Origin of the sequence: Caldicellulosiruptor kronotskyensis 2002, assembly GCF_000166775.1 — a bacterium.
Taxonomy (GTDB): Bacteria; Bacillota; Thermoanaerobacteria; order Caldicellulosiruptorales; family Caldicellulosiruptoraceae; genus Caldicellulosiruptor; species Caldicellulosiruptor kronotskyensis.
The window spans coordinates 171,165-194,012 of the sequence record NC_014720.1; the positions used below are offsets into that span (position 1 = coordinate 171,165).

A 22,848-nucleotide genomic window follows, 5' to 3' on the forward strand; every position below is an offset into this window, starting at 1 on the left:
TTAATAACAAAATTTGGTGGATTAACTAGTTGAAATAAAAAACTTAAAAAATTAATTCAAGTGGGGTTGGTAAGAGATGAGCAAATCCAGAGTAGCTAAATATTCGAAAAGATTTCTGATTTTTATATATATTATTTGCTTGATAAACTTGGTTCTCCCACTAAATTACCTAAGAGCAAATGCTGAAACGTCGTATTTAATCTCTGTAAATAGACCTTGCTATGCTTCATCTGTCAACGGAAGTGATACTCCTGAGCGAGCAACTGATGGTGATTTAGGAACATATTGGCAGGCTGCGTGGAACATCGATAATCAATGGATTGATGTAGATATTGGTAAAACAGCACAGATAAACAAGATAGTATTTAAGTGGCAAAGTGAATTAAGTTATGCTAAAAGATACAAAATTCAAGTTTCAGATGATGAAATTAACTGGCAAACGGTATATGTTAATGAAAATGGGACTGGTGGAGTACAAGTAACAGGACAAAACGGAATGGTGTATTATGAAGAGGAAATAACCATAAGTGCTACTGGACGCTACGTACGTATGTTTGCTGAAAAATCGGCATCGGGCTATGGAGTTGCACTCCGCGAGTTTGAGGTATATGGTTATGGTGGAGTGGTTTCACCTCCGACACAGGCAGTCAATCTTGCCTTAGGTAAATCATGCAGTGCATCATCCACAGCGACACCATGGTGGGCTCAACCCGGACAGTTAGATCCAAATAAAGCTGTTGATGGAGATAAATCAACATATTGGCAGTCAAAAGAAGGCAATGATCAATGGTTTCAAGTAGATCTTGGAAATATATATACTATCGGCAAGGTGAATATTATATGGGGTGAAGGAGAATTTGGGCGAATATATGACATCCAGGTATCCACAGATGGAATTAATTGGGAGACTGTATACAGACAAATATACGGAAATGGTGATCCTGAAAGCATTCCAGTCTATGCGGTTTGTAGGTATGTGAGAATGAAAGGAATAGCTATGGGAAGAGGCGGCGGATATTCGATTAAAGAGTTTGAAGTATATCAGTATGTACCAGGAGATCCACAAATAAGGCATCAAATTCCTTCATTACCATCTAAACAGATAGTAAGTGTTGGTAAAGGAAGCTATTTAATAGACGATGTAAATTGTGCTCAGCCGAGATATCCAAAATATGTAACAAAAAATATTAAAACACCCATCCCGTCAAATGACTGGTGGACTTCTGTGATATACAAGCGATTGAGTGATGGGATGCCAGCTTTGCCTTTGGTATATTGGTATTTTGATAACGGTTTAGGGTTTTACTATGCAAGCGATTTGTTTACTGCACCGAATAATGGGGGAATGGATACAAAGTGCAGAAATATGGATCTATTCGTAAATACATCAAGCATTATTGGTACCCCTTCGGCGAAGTTAGATGGCTACGGGGATTGGTCAGTTACTGTTGTGTTCAGTGATGACGATACCCCAAAAATGAGATCAACGCTTGTTAAAGGTTCTCCATACGTTTACAATACATTCACTGATCCAAATTCAGTTGAAGTGTGGAGCCCGTCTCTGGTTTGCATATTCGATGAGAATGGCAATCCTATTCTTACAAACGATGGAGATTCAATAACAACTGATCATATAGGCGTTGAAGTTACAAATGTAAATACAGCTCCGGAGCCTAAGACGCTTGTAAGGTCTTATGGAATATTTGCACCTCCAGGAACTGTATTTACAAGAGTTGGTAGCAAAATAAAGATAAAATTAGGAAGTGGAGAAAACTATTTAGTAATTGGCCTTTTACCTGAGAGAAAGAATTTAAACTATTTATATCAACATGCATATGCGTTTGTTATCGACACAACTGTTAGTTATAGATTTGATCAGAGCACATCTACAGTGTATACAACATTTACTGACAAAGTTGTTCTAAAAAGACAAGGATTCTCATCACAAACTCTTATGGCACTGTTTCCTACACAATGGAAATATACAAATGCATCATTTGCCCCTGTAACATATAATTCTGCACGAGGTTTAATGAAGGTTATTGAAGGAAATTCATTTACAACTCAGCTAAAATTTTACGGTATAACGCCCTCATTTGGCGAGCCCATTGAATCAAATACCTACAGTAGAGAAAAAATGAAAGAATATCTGAATGCATTTAAAGAAAGCGTAAGCAGAGATTATTGGGTTGCAGATCCTTATTGGCAAGGGAAAAAGACTCATCCGTTAGCAATGGGAATATTAATAGCTGAGCAAATTGGAGATTATGAAACAAGAGATTTATTTATAAGCATATTGAGAAAAATTCTTATAAATTGGCTTACTTATGATGGCAATGACGATTATCCATACTACACATATTATTCTTCTAGCTGGGGCACTCTAAACGGCGATGGTGGAGATCATGGAATGGCAATAAATCTTTCTGACCATCACTTCTTATGGGGCTACTTTATATTTCCGGCAGCAGTGCTAGCCTCCTATGATAAAAATTTTGTAAGAGATTACGGTGGTATGATTGAACATATGATTCGTGATTGTATGAATCCATCGAAAACAGATTCTATGTATCCGTATATGAGGAATTTTGATCCATACGAAAGCCATTCATGGGCAGGGGGTTATGGCGATAATCAAAGTGGAAACAATCAGGAGTCTACGTCAGAGGCGACATTTGCATGGGCTGGTCTTTATTTATGGGGATTAGTAACAGGAAATGACACGTACAGAGATGCTGGAATTTGGGGATTTACCTCTGAGGTAAATGCGATTGAGCAATATTGGTTTAACTATGACCAAGATAACTGGGCTGAGGATTATGCATCTGGTGCAGTTGGAATACTTTGGGGAACTGCTTACACAAATGGGACATACTTCTCAGCAAATCCATGTTGTATTTATGGTATTCATTGGTTACCCGTTACTCCAGTATTGACTTACTTAGGATATAAACCAGAAATAGCTGCAAGAATTTACTCAATGTTCAGAAACGATCTCGAGAAATATGTAGCAAATAACCCAAATGATCCAGAAGGATGGTTCCATATTACGTGGGCTTATCAGTCATTATTTGATCCGGAAGGAGTAATGAATAAGTGGGATGATTCAAAGTTGCCGGATGATGAAAGATTTAATACTTATTGGTTTGTACAAAATATGAGTGCGAAAGGTTATCGTTCAACTGAAATATGGTCTAATAATTGGACTTGCTATCAAGTATTCAAAAAAGATGGCAAATATAGTGCTGTAGTTTGGAACCCCCTGGATTCAGTTCAATACGTAGAGTTTTGTAATAAAGATGGTGTAGTAGGCTCAGTATATGTGCCACCACATGTGACGGTTGTTGTCAATCCTTTGGTTCACAATGGTATGGCTCAAGTAACAATTCCACCAGCACCTGCACCCGATCCTGCTCCACATGCTGTTCCAGGGTTAATTGAGGCTGAGGACTATTATACAAACTTTAGTTGTAGTAAGGTTCCGTGTTCTGAAGGAGGATATGCTATTGGATATATTGATAATGGTGATAAGCTGGTATATGAGGTAAATGTCGAAGAGGAAGGAGACTATACTGTTCAATATAGAATAATTAATCGAAGTTCAAACCCGGGAGTAATCTTTTTAAAATCAGATCTTGCTATTGATCAGATTTTGGCAATGACAGAAGTACCCATTAGTAACGATTGGACGACAATTGCTTCAGATGTTCATCTTAAAGCTGGCACCCAAAAAATTATCCTGTATTTCAATAAAGGAGGATTTGACTTAAATTGGATTAAATTTACTAAAAAAGCATTATCCCAAAACTTAGCATTGAACAAAGCAGTGACAGCATCATCTACGCAGGCTGGGTTGGATGTAAAGAGTGCAGTAGATGGGAATGTAAACACCAGATGGGGGTCAGACTGGTCAGACCCGCAGTGGATAAGTGTGGATTTAGGGAGTGTATACAGTGTAAGCAAGGTAGTACTCAGATGGGAGACGGCATATGGTAAGTCGTACAAGATCCAGGTATCGACGGACGGGATGAACTGGACGGATGTGTATTCGACCACAGCAGGAGATGGAGGAGTGGACGAGATAGTATTCAGTCCAGTGAATGCGAGATATGTGAGGATGTATGGGACAGAGAGAGGGACAGGTTGGGGTTATTCACTATGGGAGTTTGAGGTGTATGGTGGAGCAGCAGTTCAGGATACGACAGGCGGAGGTAATTTAGCATTGAACAAAGCAGTGACAGCATCATCTACGCAGGCTGGGTTGGATGTAAAGAGTGCAGTAGATGGGAATGTAAACACCAGATGGGGGTCAGACTGGTCAGACCCGCAGTGGATAAGTGTGGATTTAGGGAGTGTATACAGTGTAAGCAAGGTAGTACTCAGATGGGAGACGGCATATGGTAAGTCGTACAAGATCCAGGTATCGACAGACGGGATGAACTGGACGGATGTATATTCGACCACAGCAGGAGATGGAGGAGTGGACGAGATAGTATTCAGTCCAGTGAATGCGAGATATGTAAGGATGTATGGGACAGAGAGAGGAACAGGTTGGGGTTATTCACTATGGGAGTTTGAGGTATATGGTGGAGCAGCAGTTCAGGATACGACAAGCGGAGGTAATTTAGCATTGAACAAAGCAGTGACAGCATCATCTACGCAGGCTGGGTTGGATGTAAAGAGTGCAGTAGATGGGAATGTAAACACCAGATGGGGGTCGGACTGGTCAGACCCGCAGTGGATAAGTGTGGATTTAGGGAGTGTATACAGTGTAAGCAAGGTGGTACTGAGATGGGAGACGGCATATGGTAAGTCGTACAAGATCCAGGTATCGACGGACGGGATGAACTGGACGGATGTATATTCGACCACAGCAGGAGATGGAGGAGTGGACGAGATAGTATTCAGTCCAGTGAATGCGAGATATGTAAGGATGTATGGGACAGAGAGAGGAACAGGCTGGGGTTATTCGCTGTGGGAGTTTGAGGTGTATTAAGGATAAATAATGCTGGCTTAATAAACAGACAAAAGTCTGAGCATATAATGGCAAAATTAATTTCAAATTTAACAGTGTAAGCTGAATACAATGCAGTCCCGACAGAATCAGCAATTACATTTAAATGGCATTAATTGATTTTTTAGCGGGACACTTTTTACCGGGTGTCCCGTGCCTATTTTTCAACAAAATTGAGACCTTTTCTAAAATTCAGTGTATTTACTTATAAGATACTATTAAAGTAGAATGAAATATGTAAAAGCTATCTAAAAACAAAGGGAGGCAGATTAAAAATGTTCAAGAAAATTACATGTTACATAACGGCAAAGGATTGCAGCATTCCCCTGCAGCAAGTAGACAATATAAAAGAGTGTGAGAAAATAGAAAAGGAGTCTGTTATAACAATTGAGCCATCCACTACATTTCAAGAGGTATTAGGTTTTGGTGGGGCACTTACAGAGGCTGCCGCGGTAAATATACTGTCACTTTTGCCACACCAGCAAGAAGAGATTTTAAGAGGGTACTTTGACCCAAAAGAGGGGCTTGGCTATAAGCTTTGTAGAATTCACATGAACAGCTGTGATTTTTGTGTTGATAGCTACAGCTGTGATGATGTTGAAGGTGATACCGATCTAAAACATTTTAACATTGAAAGAGACAAAAAGATGGTAATTCCTCTTTTAAAAAGAATAAAGGAATATTGTCAAGATCTCAAAATTCTCGTTTCACCTTGGAGTCCGCCTGCATGGATGAAGACAAACGGTGATATGTGCCATGGTGGAAAGCTAAAGGATGAGTATAAAAAAACATGGGCAAAGTTTTTCTGCAAATTCATAAAAGCATATAAAGAAGAAGGAATTGAGATATGGGCTGTGACAGTTCAAAATGAGCCGATGGCAACTCAAGTGTGGGAGTCGTGCATATACACAGCTGAAGAAGAAAGAGATTTTGTGAAGGATTACTTAGGACCAACTCTTGAAGAAGAAGGGCTGTCCCATATAAAAATACTTATATGGGACCACAACAAAGATATCATATATGACAGGGTAAAAACAATTTTGAGTGACAAAGAAGCTGCTAAGTATGTATGGGGAGTTGCATTCCACTGGTATGGAGGAGACCATTTTGACCAGCTCAAAAAAATAAAAGAAGAGTTTCCTGATGTCAATTTGGTGTTTACCGAAGGTTGTCAGGAAGGTGGAGTAAAGCTTGGTTCTTGGGAGCTTGGTGAAAGGTATGCTCATGAGATAATTGGTGATTTTAACAGCTACACGATTGGATTTATGGATTGGAATATTGTTCTTGACACAATGGGTGGACCTAATCATGTAGGGAACTTTTGCGACGCTCCGATAATAGTTGATAAAGACCAGAAAAAGATTCACTATCAAAATGCATATTATTATATAGGGCATTTTTCTAAATTCATAAGGCCGGGAGCTAAAGTAGTCAAAAGTAGCTGTAGTAGTTCAAAACTTGAAGTTTTGGCAGCGAAGAACCAGGACGATACTTTAGCAGTGGTTGTCTTTAATAAAAACCCAGAGGAAATAGAGTTTAGTATGGTTATTGGAGAGAAAATATTCTGTGGAAAGTCTCCAGCAAGGTCTATATTGACCATTGTTCTGGAAAAGTAAAATATAAATAAAATGGGTGGGCGAAAAAGCCCGCCTTTAATTTTGAGAGCTATAAAGAGTCCTGTACTTTGTTGGTGAAAGTCCCACCTTTTTCTTAAAGACATTTATAAAACTGTTAGGGTATATGTATCCTACTTTTAAAGCAATTTCATTTACAGAATAGTTGGTTTGCGTGAGCAATAGCTTAGCTTTTTCTATTCTCAGGTGAGTAATATAATCGCTCAGGTTTTGACCAGTTTTTTCTTTAAACAATGATGATAAATACTGAGGAGTTATATTAAACTTTTCAGCAATCAAAGATAAAGACAGGTTTGGGTCATTATACATCTCATCTATGTATGTCTTTACTTTTTCAACAAGAGTAAAACGGAAAGATAACTGATTATTCTTTACAAATTCTGCAAGACTTATAAAATTGTCTTGAATCTTAAAAAACAAATCATCAAGCGTGAGTGTATTTGTTTTTGTTATGATTTCATTTTCAATGATTTTAAACAGCTCTGAAGAAGATTTATAGTTAATAAGCCTGCAAGCATTTTCGTAGAGAATATAAAGATTGACACATAAAAGCTTTGCTTGAATTATTGGAATGTTGTCAGACACAAATATTTTAGAGTGGATATTTTTAAAGATTTCTTCCAAAGATGCTTTGTTACCGTTTAAGATACACTCAAGAATTCTATTTTCCATTTCAGGAGTGATAAATGATAAAGTTTCATCCTTCAGCTGAGATAAGGCATCACTAAATTTATAGATTTTGACGTTACCTGATATAAACTTTAAACTCAAGGCCTTTTCTGCTTCTTCAAAGCAGGTATTGATGGCAGAAATTCCTTTTTTAATTGTGCTCACACCAATGGTAAGAAGAATTGCGAAGTTGCTTTGGATAAAGTTTTTGCCATATTCCAATCTACCCACGATAGAATCTACCGTGTCGTTATGGTCAACAATATTTAATATTATTCCCAACTTTTTTTCTCCTAAAATCACGTTGTAAACTTTGTTATTCTGGCTTGTTAGCACCTCGTTTAAGATATTGAAAATTATAAAACGGACAAAGCTATAATCTGTAATATCTTTTTGAAGCTCAAAGTTCTGACAATCATATATCTCAACAAGTATTACCATAAATAAGTCTGAATCAAATTTTATCTGATATTTTTCAAACACTTCTTTTTCGGATATAGCTGAGGGGATATTGCCTACCAACAAATGTTCTAAAAACCAGTTTTGCAAGGTAGGCAGAAATTCATTTATTTGTTTTCTCAAAAACTCTTCTTCTGCTACTAGTAAACTTGCAAGTTCTTTTAATTTTATCATTTCGCTTTTATCTTCAATGTTTTCTATACCCTCTGAATATGGATAGGACAATTTTTGTTTTTTAAACTTGGAAACCAGAATATTTTTGATTTCATCTACAGGTCTGTAGCTTTTTAAAGAAAGAAGCACAATTGTTGGTAGTCCTAAGATCAGTGAGAAGATAAAGTAAAGTAGCAGGTATATCTTCATATTATTTATAGGTTTAAAAAAAGACTGCGAAGATATTGCTATTATGTATTTCCACTGGTACATATCACTTTTGTAATACAAAATTATCTTATCTTTTTTAGTCTTCATCTCGGTTAGAGAATTTTCTGTGAAAGAGTTTTTAATAGTGTCTTTCAATAAAGAATCAATATTTTTGTCTGGAACATACTGGGTTAAAGTTGTATTGTCAGAGTTCAAAACATATATGTTACTGTTTTCATAAAGAACATTGCTTTTGATAAAATCATTTAACTTTTCTTCATCTAACAGGATAAATAAAGTTGCCTTCTTGTCCTGAAAAGTCCAATAGGGCAGTGAATGCAAGAAAAGTATTGTGCTTCTTGGTTGACCTCTAATTAGAAAACTCATGGGCATAAAATACCTGTTATACGATTTATTCAAAAGATTTAGCCAATCTAAATAATCTGTATCTATTGGTCGAATTATGTAATCGTAATATAACTTACTTGATTCAAAAAAATTTGGGGTTATAATGATATTTTCAAAAGGTATGTAAATTCCAATTTCTAAGATGAATGGAGAAGTATAATAAAGCATAAGCTGCTGGGTAAAGTTGCGGATATCAAGTATGATGTCATTTTTAGAGGCAAGGAGATTGTGGTTTGATATTAAAGTCAAATAAAATGGACTTGCATTTATGCTTTCCTCTATTAGCTCTAAAGGTCTTAAGGTTACATCATTTATTTTTGAAGGCAGATTTGTCATGATTGCTTTGCTATATGATTTTAAGTTGTTTAAAGAAATGGAATATCCATTGTAATAAGCATATAACCCTGCTACAAATGGAATGAAAAACACCAAAAAATATGATAATAATAACTTTACCAAAAAATCTCTATTTTTTAGAAATTTGAGCATATCTTTATAAGCCTCCTGTCTTTATAGAGTGAAAAACTCACACAAATCCTATCAACTACTATTTTAACTTACTGTCAATTCAATTAGAAGGGGAGCTTAAAAAGTAATAAGTCATATTAAATTTTCTTAACTGGTGAAAAAGCCTTTTTCTTAATAATGTTTAACCAAACTTAAAAATATGAAATTGACACGTTTTGAGGGACGGGTGTATGCTAAAAGCCGAAACACAAAATAAAAACAGGAGGGTTTGAAACCATGTTTGCAAGAAGAATGAGTAAAGTGATAATTTGGCTGGTTGTAATAGCTTTTCTAAGTAGTATGTTTATCTTTTACAATGTAGCCTCGGCTCAATCAAGTAAACCGGTTCTTACTATTTTTACATGGATGGATCCTAAGGCAGCTCCGGTTTTAAAAAACTACAGAGAAATGGCTGTTTACCAAACAATTATGAAAAAATTCAAGGTAGATTTGCAATTTATTCACCCGGCAATGGGAAGCGAAAATGAACAGTTCAATATCATGGTAGCATCAAGACAGCTACCTGACATTATTGATTGGCACTGGTTTGCTTATCCAGGTGGTCCACAAAAGGCTATTATGGACAATGTGATAATTAAACTTAATCCTTACATGCAATATGCTCCTAATCTCAAAAAGTATTTTGACACACATCCAGACATCAAGAAAATGGCAACAACAGATGATGGAACAATCTATATGTTTCCATTTATAAGAGAAGATAAAATAAACTGCACATTTTACGGGCCTATGATCAGAAAAGACTGGTTAGAAAAGTTAAATCTAACCGTTCCTGAGACAGTTGATGAGTGGTATAAGATGCTTCTTGCAATTAAAAAGAATGCATCAAAACTAAATAGCAAAATGCCAGTCTATCCATTTTCAGCAGATTACTGGTCTGCAAATCCTCGAGGAGTTTTTGACTACTGCAGCTTTTTGGTAGGTGCATGGGGGATAAAAACTGACTTTTATGTTGATAAAAATAGAGTAAAATTTGGTCCGCTGCAACCAGAATTCAAACAGTTCATGTCAGTGCTTCAAAAATGGTGGAAAGATGGGCTTATTGACCCTGACCTTTTGACAATGAACCGTCAAGCAATACAGGCAAAGATAATGAATGACCAAATAGGTGCATGGCTTGGACTTTTGGGTGGAACAATGGGCAAATTTTTGCAGGCTAAAAAAGGCACAGAATTTGATTTAGTCGGGGCACCTTATCCAACTCTTAAAAAAGGCCAAGTTGCAGAGCTTGGACAAAGAGATTTCCCTATAAATGGTGATGGTATGGCTATTACTCCAAAATGCAAAAATGTCCAGCTTGCAGTCAAGATTTTAGACTGGGGTTACAGCAAAGAAGGGTATCTTGCTTACAACTTTGGTGTTGAAGGTAGATCCTATGTCATGAAAAATGGCATTCCAACATATACAGAAGCTATTCTTAATCATTCAAAACTTTCTGCTATGGAAGCAATTGCACAGTATGGCAGAGTATCATGGAGTGGTCCTTTTGTACAGTCAAAATATTATGTAAATCAGATGGTAGCTATGCTTCCACAGCAAAAGGATGCTTTAAAAGAATGGACAAAACCTGATAATTCTAAACTGTTGCCACCAATAACATTTACACCTGATGAGGCAGCAAAAATTAGCAACATCATGAACACTGTAAACACCTATTACAATGAGATGTTTGTAAAGCTCTTAACAGGAAAATCAAACGATATGAACGGTTTTGTAAACACATTAAAGAGAATGAGGATTGATGAGGCACTCAAGATCTATCAGACAGCATATGAGAGGTTCATGAAAAAGAAATAAAAAGGGAAGCTGAAAAAACATTTATAACTAATGTTTCCCCTGGGGGTTTAAAGAAGAGCCTCCGGGGGACATAAATATGTCTTAATTTTTGCATTTTTGTTGATTTTTTGGACGAATTGAATAAGAGCAAAAGGAGGCAAACAATTTAATGGCCCGACAGATAAATTCAAAAAAACAGGGACAGTCAGAATTGTTACGTGACTTAAAGCGTAATAAAAATCTTTATCTAATGCTTTTGCCAATAGTTGCTTACTATTTTATATTTCACTACATACCCATGTATGGTGTACAGATAGCATTTAAAGATTTTACTCCGGCAAAGGGTATTTTAGGCAGTCCATGGGTTGGATTGGAAAAGTTCAGGGAGTTTTTTGTATACGATAGTTATTATGTTTGGCGAATCATAAGAAATACAATTCTATTAAATGTTTACGATATAATTTTTGGATTTCCTGCACCAATAATTTTTGCTTTGCTTTTAAACGAGATAAAAAACAGTGTGTACAAAAGAACATTGCAAACAATAAGTTATATGCCGCACTTTATTTCAACCGTTGTTATTGTTGGTATAATCCTTGACTTCTTCTCTCGCGATGGTCTTATAAATCAAATATTAAAATCATTGGGTATTTTAAGTGAACCCATTTCATTCATGACTGAACCTGGGTGGTTCAGACCTATCTATGTTGGTTCTGGAATTTGGCAGCAGCTTGGATGGAATTCCATAATATATCTTGCAGCAATATCAAATATTGATCCTCAACTTTATGAAGCAGCCCTAATTGATGGTGCTGGACGCTTTAAGCAGGCAATATATGTAACCTTGCCGGGGATATTGCCTACAATAGTGATACTCTTCATTTTGAGGATGGGAAGCATTATGAATGTTGGATTTGAAAAGGTGTATTTGATGTACAACCCGCTCACATATGAAACGGCAGATGTAATTTCGACATATGTTTATCGAAAAGGACTTTTGGAGATGGACTATAGCTATGGTGCAGCTGTTGGACTTTTCAATTCATTAATAAATTTCATGTTTGTTGTAATGGCAAATCAGCTGAGCAAAAAATTTACTGAAACTTCTCTGTGGTAAAAGGTAAGGTGATATATGGTGAAGATAAAAAAAGGAGTTAGCGAGATAATATTTGACATCTTCAACTACATATTCTTAGGACTGCTTTGTTTCACATTTTTATATCCCATGCTCTATGTATTATTTGCCTCATTTAGCAATCCGATAAAACTCATGGCATACAGAGGACCTCTTTTAAAGCCGCTTGACTTTTCTGTTGAGGCATACAAGTTGCTTCTCAGCTACCCTATGATTTGGATAGGCTACAGAAACACAATCATCTACGTTGTGCTTGGAACTGCCATAAATATTCTTCTTACCACAATGGGCGGATATGTTCTTTCAAGAAGGAATCTAAAACTAAAAAATCCCATCATGTTCTTCATCGCATTTACTATGTACTTTAGCGGTGGTATGATCCCAACATACCTGCTTGTTCAGTCGCTGGGGATGATAGACACAATTTGGGCGATGATAATCCCAGGTGCTATTTCAACAACAAACCTGATTATAATGAGGACAGGGTTTCATTCTGTGCCAGACAGTTTGGAAGAGTCTGCAAGGATAGATGGAGCTGGGGACTGGACAATACTTTTTAGAATCATGATACCACTTGCAATGCCAATGATAGCGGTAATGATTCTCTTTTATGCAGTAGGTCACTGGAACGCGTTTTTCAATGCGATTATATACCTGCGCTCAAGGGATTTGTATCCACTTCAGCTTGTTTTAAGAGAGATACTTATTATGAACAGCACAGAGAATATGACAACAGGAATTTCAGATGCATCTGACCGGTTTGCTATAACAGAGCTTATAAAGTATGCGGCGATAATTGTTGCTACGGTACCAATACTTTGTATTTATCCCTTCTTACAAAAATACTTTGTGAAAGGTGTTATGATTGGTGCTATAAAAGAGTGAGAGCATAAATGTAAAATTAAAACTATTAACATGAAGGAGGCAATGAAAGATGTTGTATCCACGAGAGACAAAAAGCAGAGAAATAAAAGACCTCAGTGGAATATGGAAATTTAAACTGGACAAAGAGAATAAAGGATATGAAGAAAAATGGTATTTGGAGCCTTTAAAAGAGACAATTCCAATGCCGGTGCCCGCAAGTTACAACGACATTACCCAAGACCCTGAGATAAGAGATCACATAGGAGATGTGTGGTACGAAAGAAATTTCTGGGTATCTTCGGCTTGGGTGAATAAACGAATTGTCCTTCGAGTTGGAAGTGCCACGCATAAAGCAAAGGTGTTTGTCAATGGGAAAGAGGTGATAGAGCATAAAGGCGGATTTTTGCCGTTTGAGGTTGAAATAAGTAAGTATATAAACTTTGATGTCGAAAATAGGGTGACCATTTTAGTGAATAATGTCTTGGACTGGACCTGTTTGCCGCCAGGTTTCATAAAAAACTACAATGACCCCTTTCATCCTTCTGGATATAGGACCCAAGAATATCTATTTGATTTTCTCAACTATGCAGGAATTCATAGACCAGTGATTCTTTACACAACTCCCAAGACATATATTTCTGATATAACAGTAATTACTGAAATACAAGATAAAAAAGGCATTATTAATTATGAAGTTAAAGTAGAAGGACAAGAGTGCGATAAGAAAGAAGTGAGGGTGACAGTTGTTGATAAGGAAGGGAAGAAAGTTGCAGAGAATATAGGGAAAAGCGGGATACTTGAAATTTCTGATGCGCAATTTTGGGAACCTGACAATCCGTACCTTTATGCATTGAAAGTTGAAACCATTGAAGATGGTGTGGTTGAAGACCTCTATACTCTTCCAGTAGGAATTAGGACTGTAAAGGTTGAGGGCAATAAACTTTTACTCAACAACAAACCAATTTACCTAAAAGGCTTTGGCAAGCATGAAGATGCTGATATAAGAGGAAAAGGATATGATCCTGTAATAGCCGTAAAAGATTTTAATCTGCTGAAATGGATAGGAGCTAACTCATTCAGAACTTCGCATTATCCATATGCAGAGGAGATTTTGAATTTGGCAGACGAGCAAGGTATTTTAATAATAGATGAAGCACCAGCTGTTGGTATGAACTTTTTCAACAAAAATGAGAAAGTGTTCTGCAAAGACAGGGTAAACGAAGAAACTCTAAAACATCATATTCAAGTAATAAGGGAGCTTATAACAAGGGATAAAAATCATCCATGTGTAATAATGTGGAGCGTGGCAAATGAGGCAGCAACATACGAAGAAGAGGCATATGAATATTTCAAAAAAGTAGTAGATGAGGTCAAAAAACTTGATAGTACAAGACCTGTAACGATAGTTGAATCTTCATTTCCTGATGAGACAAAAGTGGGCAATTTAGTTGACGTCATATGTGTAAACAGATACTACTCATGGTATACAGATTGTGGGAAACTTGACTTGATAGAATTTCAATTGGAGAAAGAATTAAAACGTTGGTATGAACTATTCAAAAAACCGATTATTGTTTCAGAATATGGAGCCGATACTATAGCGGGATTTCATAGCGACCCACCTGTCATGTTTTCTGAAGAGTATCAATGCGAGATGTTAGAAAGATTTCACAGAGTTTTTGATAGATTAGATTTTGTAGTAGGCGAGCATATTTGGAATTTTGCAGACTTTGCAACAAAGCAGGCTGTTCACAGAGTAATGGGCAACAGGAAAGGTGTATTTACAAGACAAAGACAGCCCAAAGCTGCAGCTTTCTTGCTAAAGAAAAGATGGTGTGAGAAAAAATAAACTTAATGAACTTAAGGGGAGGTGAACAAAGAGTAATTAATAAAGTTAGCAAGAACAAGCTGGAAATGTTTTATATAAATAATGAAATGAAAGAGGAAATGGGAGAGGGGGATGAGTATGAATTTTTCAAGGTTCATTTCGTTAGTTTTAGTATTTGCTTTGATTTTGAGCTTTTTTGCACCTGCGAGTGCTCAGACAAATACAAGGAATGACATTTCAGGTCATTGGGCTGCAGGGGAACTGACAAAATGGATATCAAAAGGCATCTTGCAAGGTTATCCTGACGGGACAATTAGGCCTGATAAGAGTATTACAAGAGCTGAATTTGTTATGCTTTTGGACAGAATATTCAAATTTGTTGATAAAGCAAATCTTTCTTTTGCAGATGTGAGTACTAATAGCTGGTATGCCGATGCAGTAGCTAAGGCGACTGCTGTAGGTGCAATTATTGGTGATACTAATGGTAAGTTTCGGCCAAATGATCCTATTAGTCGTACTGAGGCAGCTGTTATACTTTCAAGAATATTCAATCTGGAAGCAACAAATGAAAGTGTTTTAGACAAATTTAGCGATTCAGACAAGATTCCAAGTTGGGGTAAAGAAGCATTAAGTGCGATGATTGAAAAAGGGTACATGAAAGGAAGAAGCGGTAACGTTATCGCACCAAATAGTCCCTTGACACGAGCAGAATTCGTAAAATTAATAGATAAAATTGTAGGTGAACTTGTAACCACTGAAGGCACACGCACAGGCAATGTAGCTGGAAACCTTGTTGTTAATACTAAAAATGTGACTTTGAAAAATATGGTTATTGATGGTGACCTATATTTAACTCAGGGTGTAGCAGAAGGAGCTGTTCAACTTGAAAATGTTGTGGTTAAAGGTCGCACTATAATTAAAGGCGGAGGCGAGATTGTTATAGATAATTCGTCAATAGCAGACAAGCTTTTCGTTGAAAAAATGAAAGGGAACAAAAGGATTATAGCAAGTGGTTCTACAGAAATTAAATCAGTAGAATTGGGTTGTGCCGCTACTTTGCAAGAGGACAAAATCAGCGGCAAAGGCATTCAAACTGTAAGAGTTCTTCCAACAGTTTCTTCTATGCAAGAAATTAACTTACACGGAGATTTTGAACTTATCTCATTAGAGGCAGCAAACGCAAAAGTAAACATAACTAAAGGTTTGATCAAGACTTTTGAAGTAAAATCAACTGCAACGAATTCAAGCATCCAGGTTGGCAACGAAGCTAAGATTGAAAAATTAACTGTCAATGCAAAGGTAGAGGTGAAAGGGCAAGGCGTTATTCAGAATGCTAAGATAAATGTCTCTGGTGTGACAATGGAGAGAAAACCAGCAAATGTAGAAACTGCACCAGGTGTGACTCTAAATGTTGTTTCTAAAGAGGAAGCGGATAAAAAAACATCAGGTAACACTGGCGAGTCCATATCTCAAGGACCTGCGATTATTACACTGCCAGTTACTACTCCTGTATTGACTTCTCCACAAGCACCTACCGGTCTTAATATTAAGTCAATCTCGACAAATTCTATTGAGTTAAATTGGTTGCCTGTAAATGGAGCGTCTTATTACAATGTATATCGAGCATTTAGCAGCGCTGGTCCATACAAAAAGATTAATACCACGGCTATACAATCAACTACTTATACCGATACAAATCTAATTGCAGGCACTGCCTACTACTATAAAGTTTCTGCAGTTAATGAATATGGAGAATCGAAATTGTCAGAGGCAGTTGTTGCAACTACACAGACTGCACCAGAGGGATGGAAACTTGTGTGGAGTGATGAATTCAACGCTACGCCAGCACCTGGGGTTGACGAAAACAAGTGGACGTATGAAATAGGCGGCGGTGGGTGGGGTAACAATGAGCTTCAGTATTATACTAATAGTATCAAGAATGTATATATAGAACAAGATCCTGATAATCCCAATAACGGATTTTTAGTTATTAAAGCAATAAAGGAAGATTACAAAGGATATCATTATACTTCGGGGAGAATTAAGACAGCAGGGAAATTTGAATTTACCTATGGCAGGGTAGAAATGAGAGCAAAACTACCCTACGGTCAGGGCATATGGCCAGCTTTCTGGATGCTTGGGAGCAATATCAACACAGTTGGGTGGCCAAATTGTGGTGAAATTGACATAATGGAGTTTGTTGGCAAAACACCAACAAGAATTTACGGAACAATTCATGGACCAGGTTACAGTGGTGACAATAGTATTGGCGCATGGCATGAATATCCAAAAGGGTTTACTGATGATTTTCATACCTATGCAATCGAGTGGGAACCCAATGTAATTCGTTGGTATTTTGACGGTGAATTGTATCAGGTAAGAACAGTATCTGATTTGGTAGGCAAAACATGGGTATTTGATCATGATTTTTATATAATTCTTAACTTGGCAATAGGAGGCAATTGGCCAGGAAGTCCTGATGCATCAACGGTATTTCCACAAAAATTTGTCATTGACTATGTACGCGTATTTCAACGTGAAAGTGGAGAGTATCCAGCTGCACAGTACAGAAATCTAATCCAAATAAAAAGCATTGGTAATGGCAAATTTGTATGTGCAGACAAATACAATGGCGACTACCTCTACGCCAATAGATCATCTGCAGGAAGATGGGAAATGTTTGAATTAAAAGACCTGGGAAATGGCAAGGTTGCATTAATAAGCTTATTGAATTATAAATATGTAAGCGTATACGGGGAGAATAACTCATTAATCCCTAACAAAGAAAGTGTAGGGTTATCAGAGACTTTCCATGTTGTTGATAATGGTGATGGAACAAAGTCTTTGAAATCTATGATTAATGGGAAATATGTGACCATTGCAAGTAACTCACTTTTAACAGCAACTGCTGAGACAATTGGTGAAAATGAGAAATTTACTTTTATCGACTGTTCGCCACCTTCATCACCAGCAGAAGTGAATGCAACTTCGACCTCAAATTATTCTGTTAGCTTAAGTTGGTCGCCAGTTGAACGTGCAACAGGTTACAATATATATCGTTCAGAAAACAGTAGTGGGCCGTATACAAAAGTTAATGCTACTGCTATAACTTCTACAACATATACTGATTCAGATGTTGATGCAGGCAAAACCTACTATTATAAGGTTTCTGCAGTGAATGAGTATGGCGAATCTGCTTTATCACAAGCAGTTTCAGCAACCACTCCAGTTATGACAACAGTACCGGCACCACCGACAGGACTGATGATGGTATCAAGTACCGAAGATTCGATAGAATTGAGCTGGATGCCTGTTAAAGGTGCACTTTACTATAATATCTATAGATCTGCAACCAGCAATGGACCATTTGAAAAAATCAACCAAGAAGGTATACAAAACACAAGTTATAAAGACACTAACTTAAATCCAGGTTCTGTTTATTACTATAAAGTTTCTGCAGTGAATTCAATAGGTGAATCAGAACTTTCAGAAGCGCTTTTCGCAACAACTACTGGATATGGAATTGTAACATCTGGCACCACAACTAAATATTATTCATATATAATTGCACTAGCAAACTCAAAAATTGTTCATGCGGATTCAACAAGTACTCCTCTTACAGCAAGTGCTAATGAAGCAACAACAGATTCTGAGTTATTTGAGATCATATTCAAGAGTGACGGCGGAGTAGGCTTTGCTTCTAAGTCACTAAACAAACTTGTATGTGCTGATACACTTAACAACAATAATTACAAACTTATTCCAAGAACTAACTATAGTACTACACCTGGAGGTTGGGAAACATTCTTCATTGAACCACAAGGTGATGGAACTGTAGCAATTAAGGCTAATAATGGTGGGAAATATGTAACTGTAGATCCCGTAACTGGTATATTAGCTGCAACAAGCAGTACAGTAGGGAAGAACGAAAAGTTCATTATTGTAACACCGCAAGCTGCTGGAGCCCCTGGTAATCTTACTATAACAAAAACATTATACAATTCAGTCAGTTTGAGTTGGACAGCACCATTAGCTTCTGTCATAACAGGTTATAATGTATATCGTTCTACAACAAGTGGGGGACCATATACAAAAGTTAATGACACTCTTTTAACATCACACAGCTATACGGATACAAAAGTCTCAGCCGGTACTACTTATTACTATGTTGTTGCTGCTGTAAATGCAAGAGGAGAGGCGTATTCTAATGAAGTTACTACAACAACACTTAATGGTCCATTGGCTGCAGTGCCAACCGGGCTTGACATAGTTTCGAGTACTGCAAATTCTATTACTTTAACATGGAATGAAGCGCTTGGCGCTGAAGGCTATAACATATATCGATCAACAAGTAGGTTTGGGAAATATGTAAAAATCAATTCAACTCCAATACTATCAACCACTTATACTGATGAAAATTTGGATAGAACCTCCTATTACTATAGAGTTACAGCAGTCAACGAAAATGGAGAAACTGATTTATCAGAGCCAATCTCGTTAGAGATGAAACTATTTGGACCAAATGTTTATATATTTGACCCAGCAGATGATATTTCACTAGTTCAAAAAGTATGTTCGGATATATTTGCCCAGATGGAGAGAGCTCATTTTAGCAGTGATGGAAACGGACTGTTTAACAACAGATATGCACTTTTGTTTAAACCAGGCACATACAACATTAGCTTAAAAGTTGGCTTCTATACCCAGGTTGCTGGTTTGGGTCGACTGCCTGATGATACCACAATACAATCTATGACTGTCGATGCTAAATGGAAACCCAATAACAACGCAACTCAGAATTTCTGGCGTTCCGCAGAAAATCTTGCAGTAAATAGTAACACTATGTGGGCAGTATCACAAGCAGCACCGTTAAGACGTGTGCACATAAGAGGTAACTTAACACTGCATGACAGCGGAGGATGGTCAAGTGGAGGATTTTTGGCAGATTCTAAGATTGATGGTACGGTATATTCTGGTTCACAGCAACAGTGGTTCTCAAGAAACGACACATGGGGAAGCTGGAACGGCCAAGTTTGGAACATGGTCTTTGTAGGAGTTGACAATCCTCCAGCTGGGACATGGCCAGCTACAAAGTATACTACTGTGGACCAAACACCTATTGTGAGGGAAAAGCCATTCCTCTATATTGATGAATCAGGTAACTACTTTGTATTTGTCCCAGACCTGAAGACAAATTCTAAGGGAATTTCATGGTCGAACGGCATGGGTGCAGGAAGATCCATACCGCTTAGTGAATTTTACGTTGCACGTCCTGAAACAGACACTGCTGCAACTATCAACGCTGCACTTGAACAGGGCAAGCATCTTTTGTTAACACCTGGGATATATCATCTTACTGAGCCTATTCATGTAACAAAACCCAACACTGTTGTGCTTGGTCTTGGGTTTGCAACGGTAGTTTCAGACAACGGAGTTACACCTATGTTAATTGATGACGTAGATGGAGTTATAGTAGCAGGGATTATCTTTGATGCTGGACCAGTAGAGTCAAAAGCCTTACTGCAGATAGGAACAGCTGGCAGCAGTGCGGATCATTCAGCTAATCCTGTATGTATTAGCGACGTTTTCTTCAGGGTTGGAGGACCACATCTTGGTAAGACAGAGGCGTGCCTTGTTATCAATAGTAACAATGTAATTGGTGATGATCTCTGGATATGGAGAGCTGACCATGGATATGGTGTTGGTTGGGATCAAAATACAGCTAAAAACGGCTTGATCGTAAATGGTAATGATGTTACAATGTATGGACTTATGGTAGAACACTTCCAGGAATATCAGACGCTTTGGAATGGTAATGGAGGAAGGACATACTTCTATCAGAGCGAAATACCATATGATGTTCCATATCAGGAGAGCTGGATGAGCAATAATGGTACTGTAAAAGGGTATGCATCATATAAAGTGGCAGATATGGTAACCTCTCATGAAGCATGGGGACTTGGAATTTACAGTTACTTTAGAGATGCTGATGTTGATCTTGATAGAGCAATTGAAGTACCCAATCATCCAAATGTTAAAATTCACAACGCATGTACAGTGATGTTAGCAGGATACCCAGGCATTCTCCACGTTATAAATAATACAGGTGATCCAGTAATGGTAGCAGGTCAAAGAGCTGAGGTTACTGAATATTGTAACAATGTGGATCAGCCAGTGATAGTACCTTCAACTGGCTATTATGAAACACCACAAGTTGTAACAATTACCTGTCCAACTGAAGGAGCAACAATTATCTACACCCTAGACGGTTCTACACCGTCCCGTACAAATGGAATAGTTTACACTGGGCCGTTTACTGTGCCTCTTGGAATCACAACTATAAAAGCAATGGCATACAAAGATGGTATGAACGATTCCTATATAGCAATTTCGACTCTTTACATTGGTGTGTTGTCTTTAAATAAACCTGCTACTGCATCGTCAGTAGCTACTAATAATCCGGGTAATACCCCAGATAAAGCTGTAGATGGTAATCTTAACACCAGATGGGAATCTGCATATTCTGATCCACAGTGGATAACAATAGATCTTGGAACTGTATGCAGCATAAACACAATAGAAATAACTTGGTACAGTGCGAATTCATATGCAAAAGACTTCAAGATACAAGTTTCCAATGATAATTCAACCTGGACAGATGTTTACAGTGTCACAAACTTGACTCTTTCATCACCGTATATTTCTAAAATTAATTTCAGCTCGCCTGTAACAGGAAGATATGTGAGGATGTATGGAACTCGAAGAAGTGCAAGCTATGGATACTCAATTAAAGAGTTTGTAGTATTTGGAACTGTAGCTGAACAGTAAGCTTTTCTTTGATTTAAAATATGAGACAGGGAAATTGTTATTATTTCCCTGTCTCATATTTTATTTCTGCCATATTGTATATAGGAGTACTACTTTCTTTATACAATTAGGAGATTCCACTATAAATGAATGGAGGAACAAAAATGCTTAAAATCAAAGATGAAGGTATAAAAGATAGATTTAAATTTAGCAACTCACCTTTGGTGAGCAAAGCCTTTGTAGGAGAAGTTCTTAAACTGGTGCTTTCAAAACTTGATAGGATGATAGAAAAGTTTGGTGATAAGTTTCCATCACCTGCAAGCAAAGCTCTCAAATACGACGTTGTAGGTAATATCTACTGGACCTCATCATTTTACACTGGTATGCTTTGGCTTGCATATGAAGTCACAGGTGAGGAGAAATACAAGGACTTGGCAAAAAGGCATTTAGATAGCTTTGAAAAAAGACTCAAAAGTAGGATCCACATAGATACCCACGACCTTGGATTTTTATATACTCTTTCTTGTGTTGCATGCTACAAAGTTACAGGAGATGAAAGAGCAAAAGAAGTTGCTATAGAAGCGGCAAAACAGCTTTGTACAAGGTACTGGGAAAAACCTGGTATAATTCAGGCGTGGGGTGCAATGGATGACCCTGTCCAAAAAGGTAGGATAATAATAGATTGTTTAATGAACCTTCCGCTTTTGTATTGGGCAAGCACGCAAACAGGGGATAAAAAGTTTTTTGATATAGCTCGCATGCACGCACAAATGACTGCTGAAAATATAGTAAGAGAAGATGCTTCAACTTTTCATACTTTCTATTTTGATGTTGAAACAGGTAAGCCTTTGTACGGATCAACTCATCAAGGATATTCAGATAGTTCTTGCTGGGCAAGAGGACAGGCTTGGGGGATATATGGATTTGTGTTGAGTTATAAGTACACACGGGATTGGATTTTCATTGATATAGCGAAAAAACTTTTGAATTATTTTCTTAACAGATTGCCAGAAGACTGTGTGCCTTATTGGGATTTAGTTTTTACAGAAGGTGAGCAGCCAAGAGACAGCTCAGCAGCAGCAATTTGTGCATGTGGGATATTAGAGATGTTAAAGTTTTTACCACTTTGTGATGAGTACAGAGAGTATTATGAAAATGCAGCAAAAAATATAGTATTTTCGTTATCAACAAAGTACTTAGCATCTCAAGACCTGGACTCAGACGGTTTGCTTTTGCACGGCGTTTACAATAAACCAAAAAATGAAGGTGTGGATGAACACACAATATGGGGTGATTATTTCTTTTTCGAGGCATTGGTAAGATTTTTACAATACTGGCATGAGTACTGGTAAATAAAAGGCTT

The 22,848-nt window shown here is 37.3% G+C and carries 9 protein-coding genes; 8 read left to right on the top strand and 1 reads right to left on the bottom strand.

Annotated features, from left to right (window positions below):
- Nucleotides 1–76 precede the first annotated feature (76 nt).
- Together CALKRO_RS13780 and CALKRO_RS00570 are read left to right on the top strand one after the other, a co-directional pair.
- Nucleotides 77–4,996: a discoidin domain-containing protein gene (locus CALKRO_RS13780; RefSeq protein WP_013429187.1), complete on the top strand. Its 4,920-nt coding sequence runs from the start codon at nt 77–79 to the stop codon at nt 4,994–4,996.
- A gap of 293 nt (nt 4,997–5,289) precedes the next feature.
- Complete coding sequence (locus tag CALKRO_RS00570; protein WP_013429188.1) at nt 5,290–6,630, top strand: glycoside hydrolase family 30 protein; 1,341 nt, start codon at nt 5,290–5,292, stop codon at nt 6,628–6,630.
- A 36-nt stretch (nt 6,631–6,666) separates the two neighbouring features.
- Here CALKRO_RS00570 and CALKRO_RS00575 read toward each other — a convergent pair whose 3' ends face one another.
- Nucleotides 6,667–9,036 (bottom strand): helix-turn-helix domain-containing protein, encoded by a 2,370-nt coding sequence (locus CALKRO_RS00575; protein WP_013429189.1) that lies wholly within the window; start codon nt 9,034–9,036, stop codon nt 6,667–6,669.
- Nucleotides 9,037–9,291: 255 nt separating this feature from the next.
- On the opposite strand from CALKRO_RS00575, the gene CALKRO_RS00580 reads away from it, so the two are divergent.
- The 6 genes from CALKRO_RS00580 to CALKRO_RS00605 all read left to right on the top strand — a co-directional run bounded on the left by CALKRO_RS00580 (nt 9,292) and on the right by CALKRO_RS00605 (nt 22,837).
- Nucleotides 9,292–10,872: an extracellular solute-binding protein gene (locus tag CALKRO_RS00580; RefSeq protein WP_013429190.1), complete on the top strand. Its 1,581-nt coding sequence runs from the start codon at nt 9,292–9,294 to the stop codon at nt 10,870–10,872.
- Nucleotides 10,873–11,020: 148 nt separating this feature from the next.
- Nucleotides 11,021–11,968, top strand: coding sequence for an ABC transporter permease (locus CALKRO_RS00585; protein WP_013429191.1), 948 nt, complete (start codon nt 11,021–11,023; stop codon nt 11,966–11,968).
- An 18-nt stretch (nt 11,969–11,986) separates the two neighbouring features.
- Nucleotides 11,987–12,871, top strand: a complete 885-nt coding sequence (locus CALKRO_RS00590) for a carbohydrate ABC transporter permease (protein ID WP_041741467.1) — start codon at nt 11,987–11,989, stop codon at nt 12,869–12,871.
- Nucleotides 12,872–12,920: 49 nt separating this feature from the next.
- Complete coding sequence (gene uidA / locus CALKRO_RS00595; RefSeq protein WP_013429193.1) at nt 12,921–14,699, top strand: beta-glucuronidase; 1,779 nt, start codon at nt 12,921–12,923, stop codon at nt 14,697–14,699.
- A gap of 117 nt (nt 14,700–14,816) precedes the next feature.
- A complete protein-coding gene (locus CALKRO_RS13070; RefSeq protein WP_013429194.1) occupies nt 14,817–21,506 on the top strand; it encodes a fibronectin type III domain-containing protein in 6,690 nt (2,229 codons plus the stop codon).
- Between the two features lie 143 nt (nt 21,507–21,649).
- Entirely contained in the window at nt 21,650–22,837 is a 1,188-nt protein-coding gene (locus CALKRO_RS00605; protein ID WP_041741840.1) for a glycoside hydrolase family 88 protein, read from the top strand.
- The last annotated feature ends 11 nt before the right edge of the window (nt 22,838–22,848 follow it).

Bases quoted from the DNA above. Each gene is read 5' to 3' on its own strand.
- CALKRO_RS13780 (WP_013429187.1), top strand. From the start codon at position 77: ATGAGCAAATCCAGAGTAGCTAAATATTCGAAAAGATTTCTGATTTTT.
- CALKRO_RS00570 (WP_013429188.1), top strand. From the start codon at position 5,290: ATGTTCAAGAAAATTACATGTTACATAACGGCAAAGGATTGCAGCATT.
- CALKRO_RS00575 (WP_013429189.1), bottom strand. From the start codon at position 9,036: ATGCTCAAATTTCTAAAAAATAGAGATTTTTTGGTAAAGTTATTATTA.
- CALKRO_RS00580 (WP_013429190.1), top strand. From the start codon at position 9,292: ATGTTTGCAAGAAGAATGAGTAAAGTGATAATTTGGCTGGTTGTAATA.
- CALKRO_RS00585 (WP_013429191.1), top strand. From the start codon at position 11,021: ATGGCCCGACAGATAAATTCAAAAAAACAGGGACAGTCAGAATTGTTA.
- uidA (WP_013429193.1), top strand. From the start codon at position 12,921: ATGTTGTATCCACGAGAGACAAAAAGCAGAGAAATAAAAGACCTCAGT.
- CALKRO_RS13070 (WP_013429194.1), top strand. From the start codon at position 14,817: ATGAATTTTTCAAGGTTCATTTCGTTAGTTTTAGTATTTGCTTTGATT.
- CALKRO_RS00605 (WP_041741840.1), top strand. From the start codon at position 21,650: ATGCTTAAAATCAAAGATGAAGGTATAAAAGATAGATTTAAATTTAGC.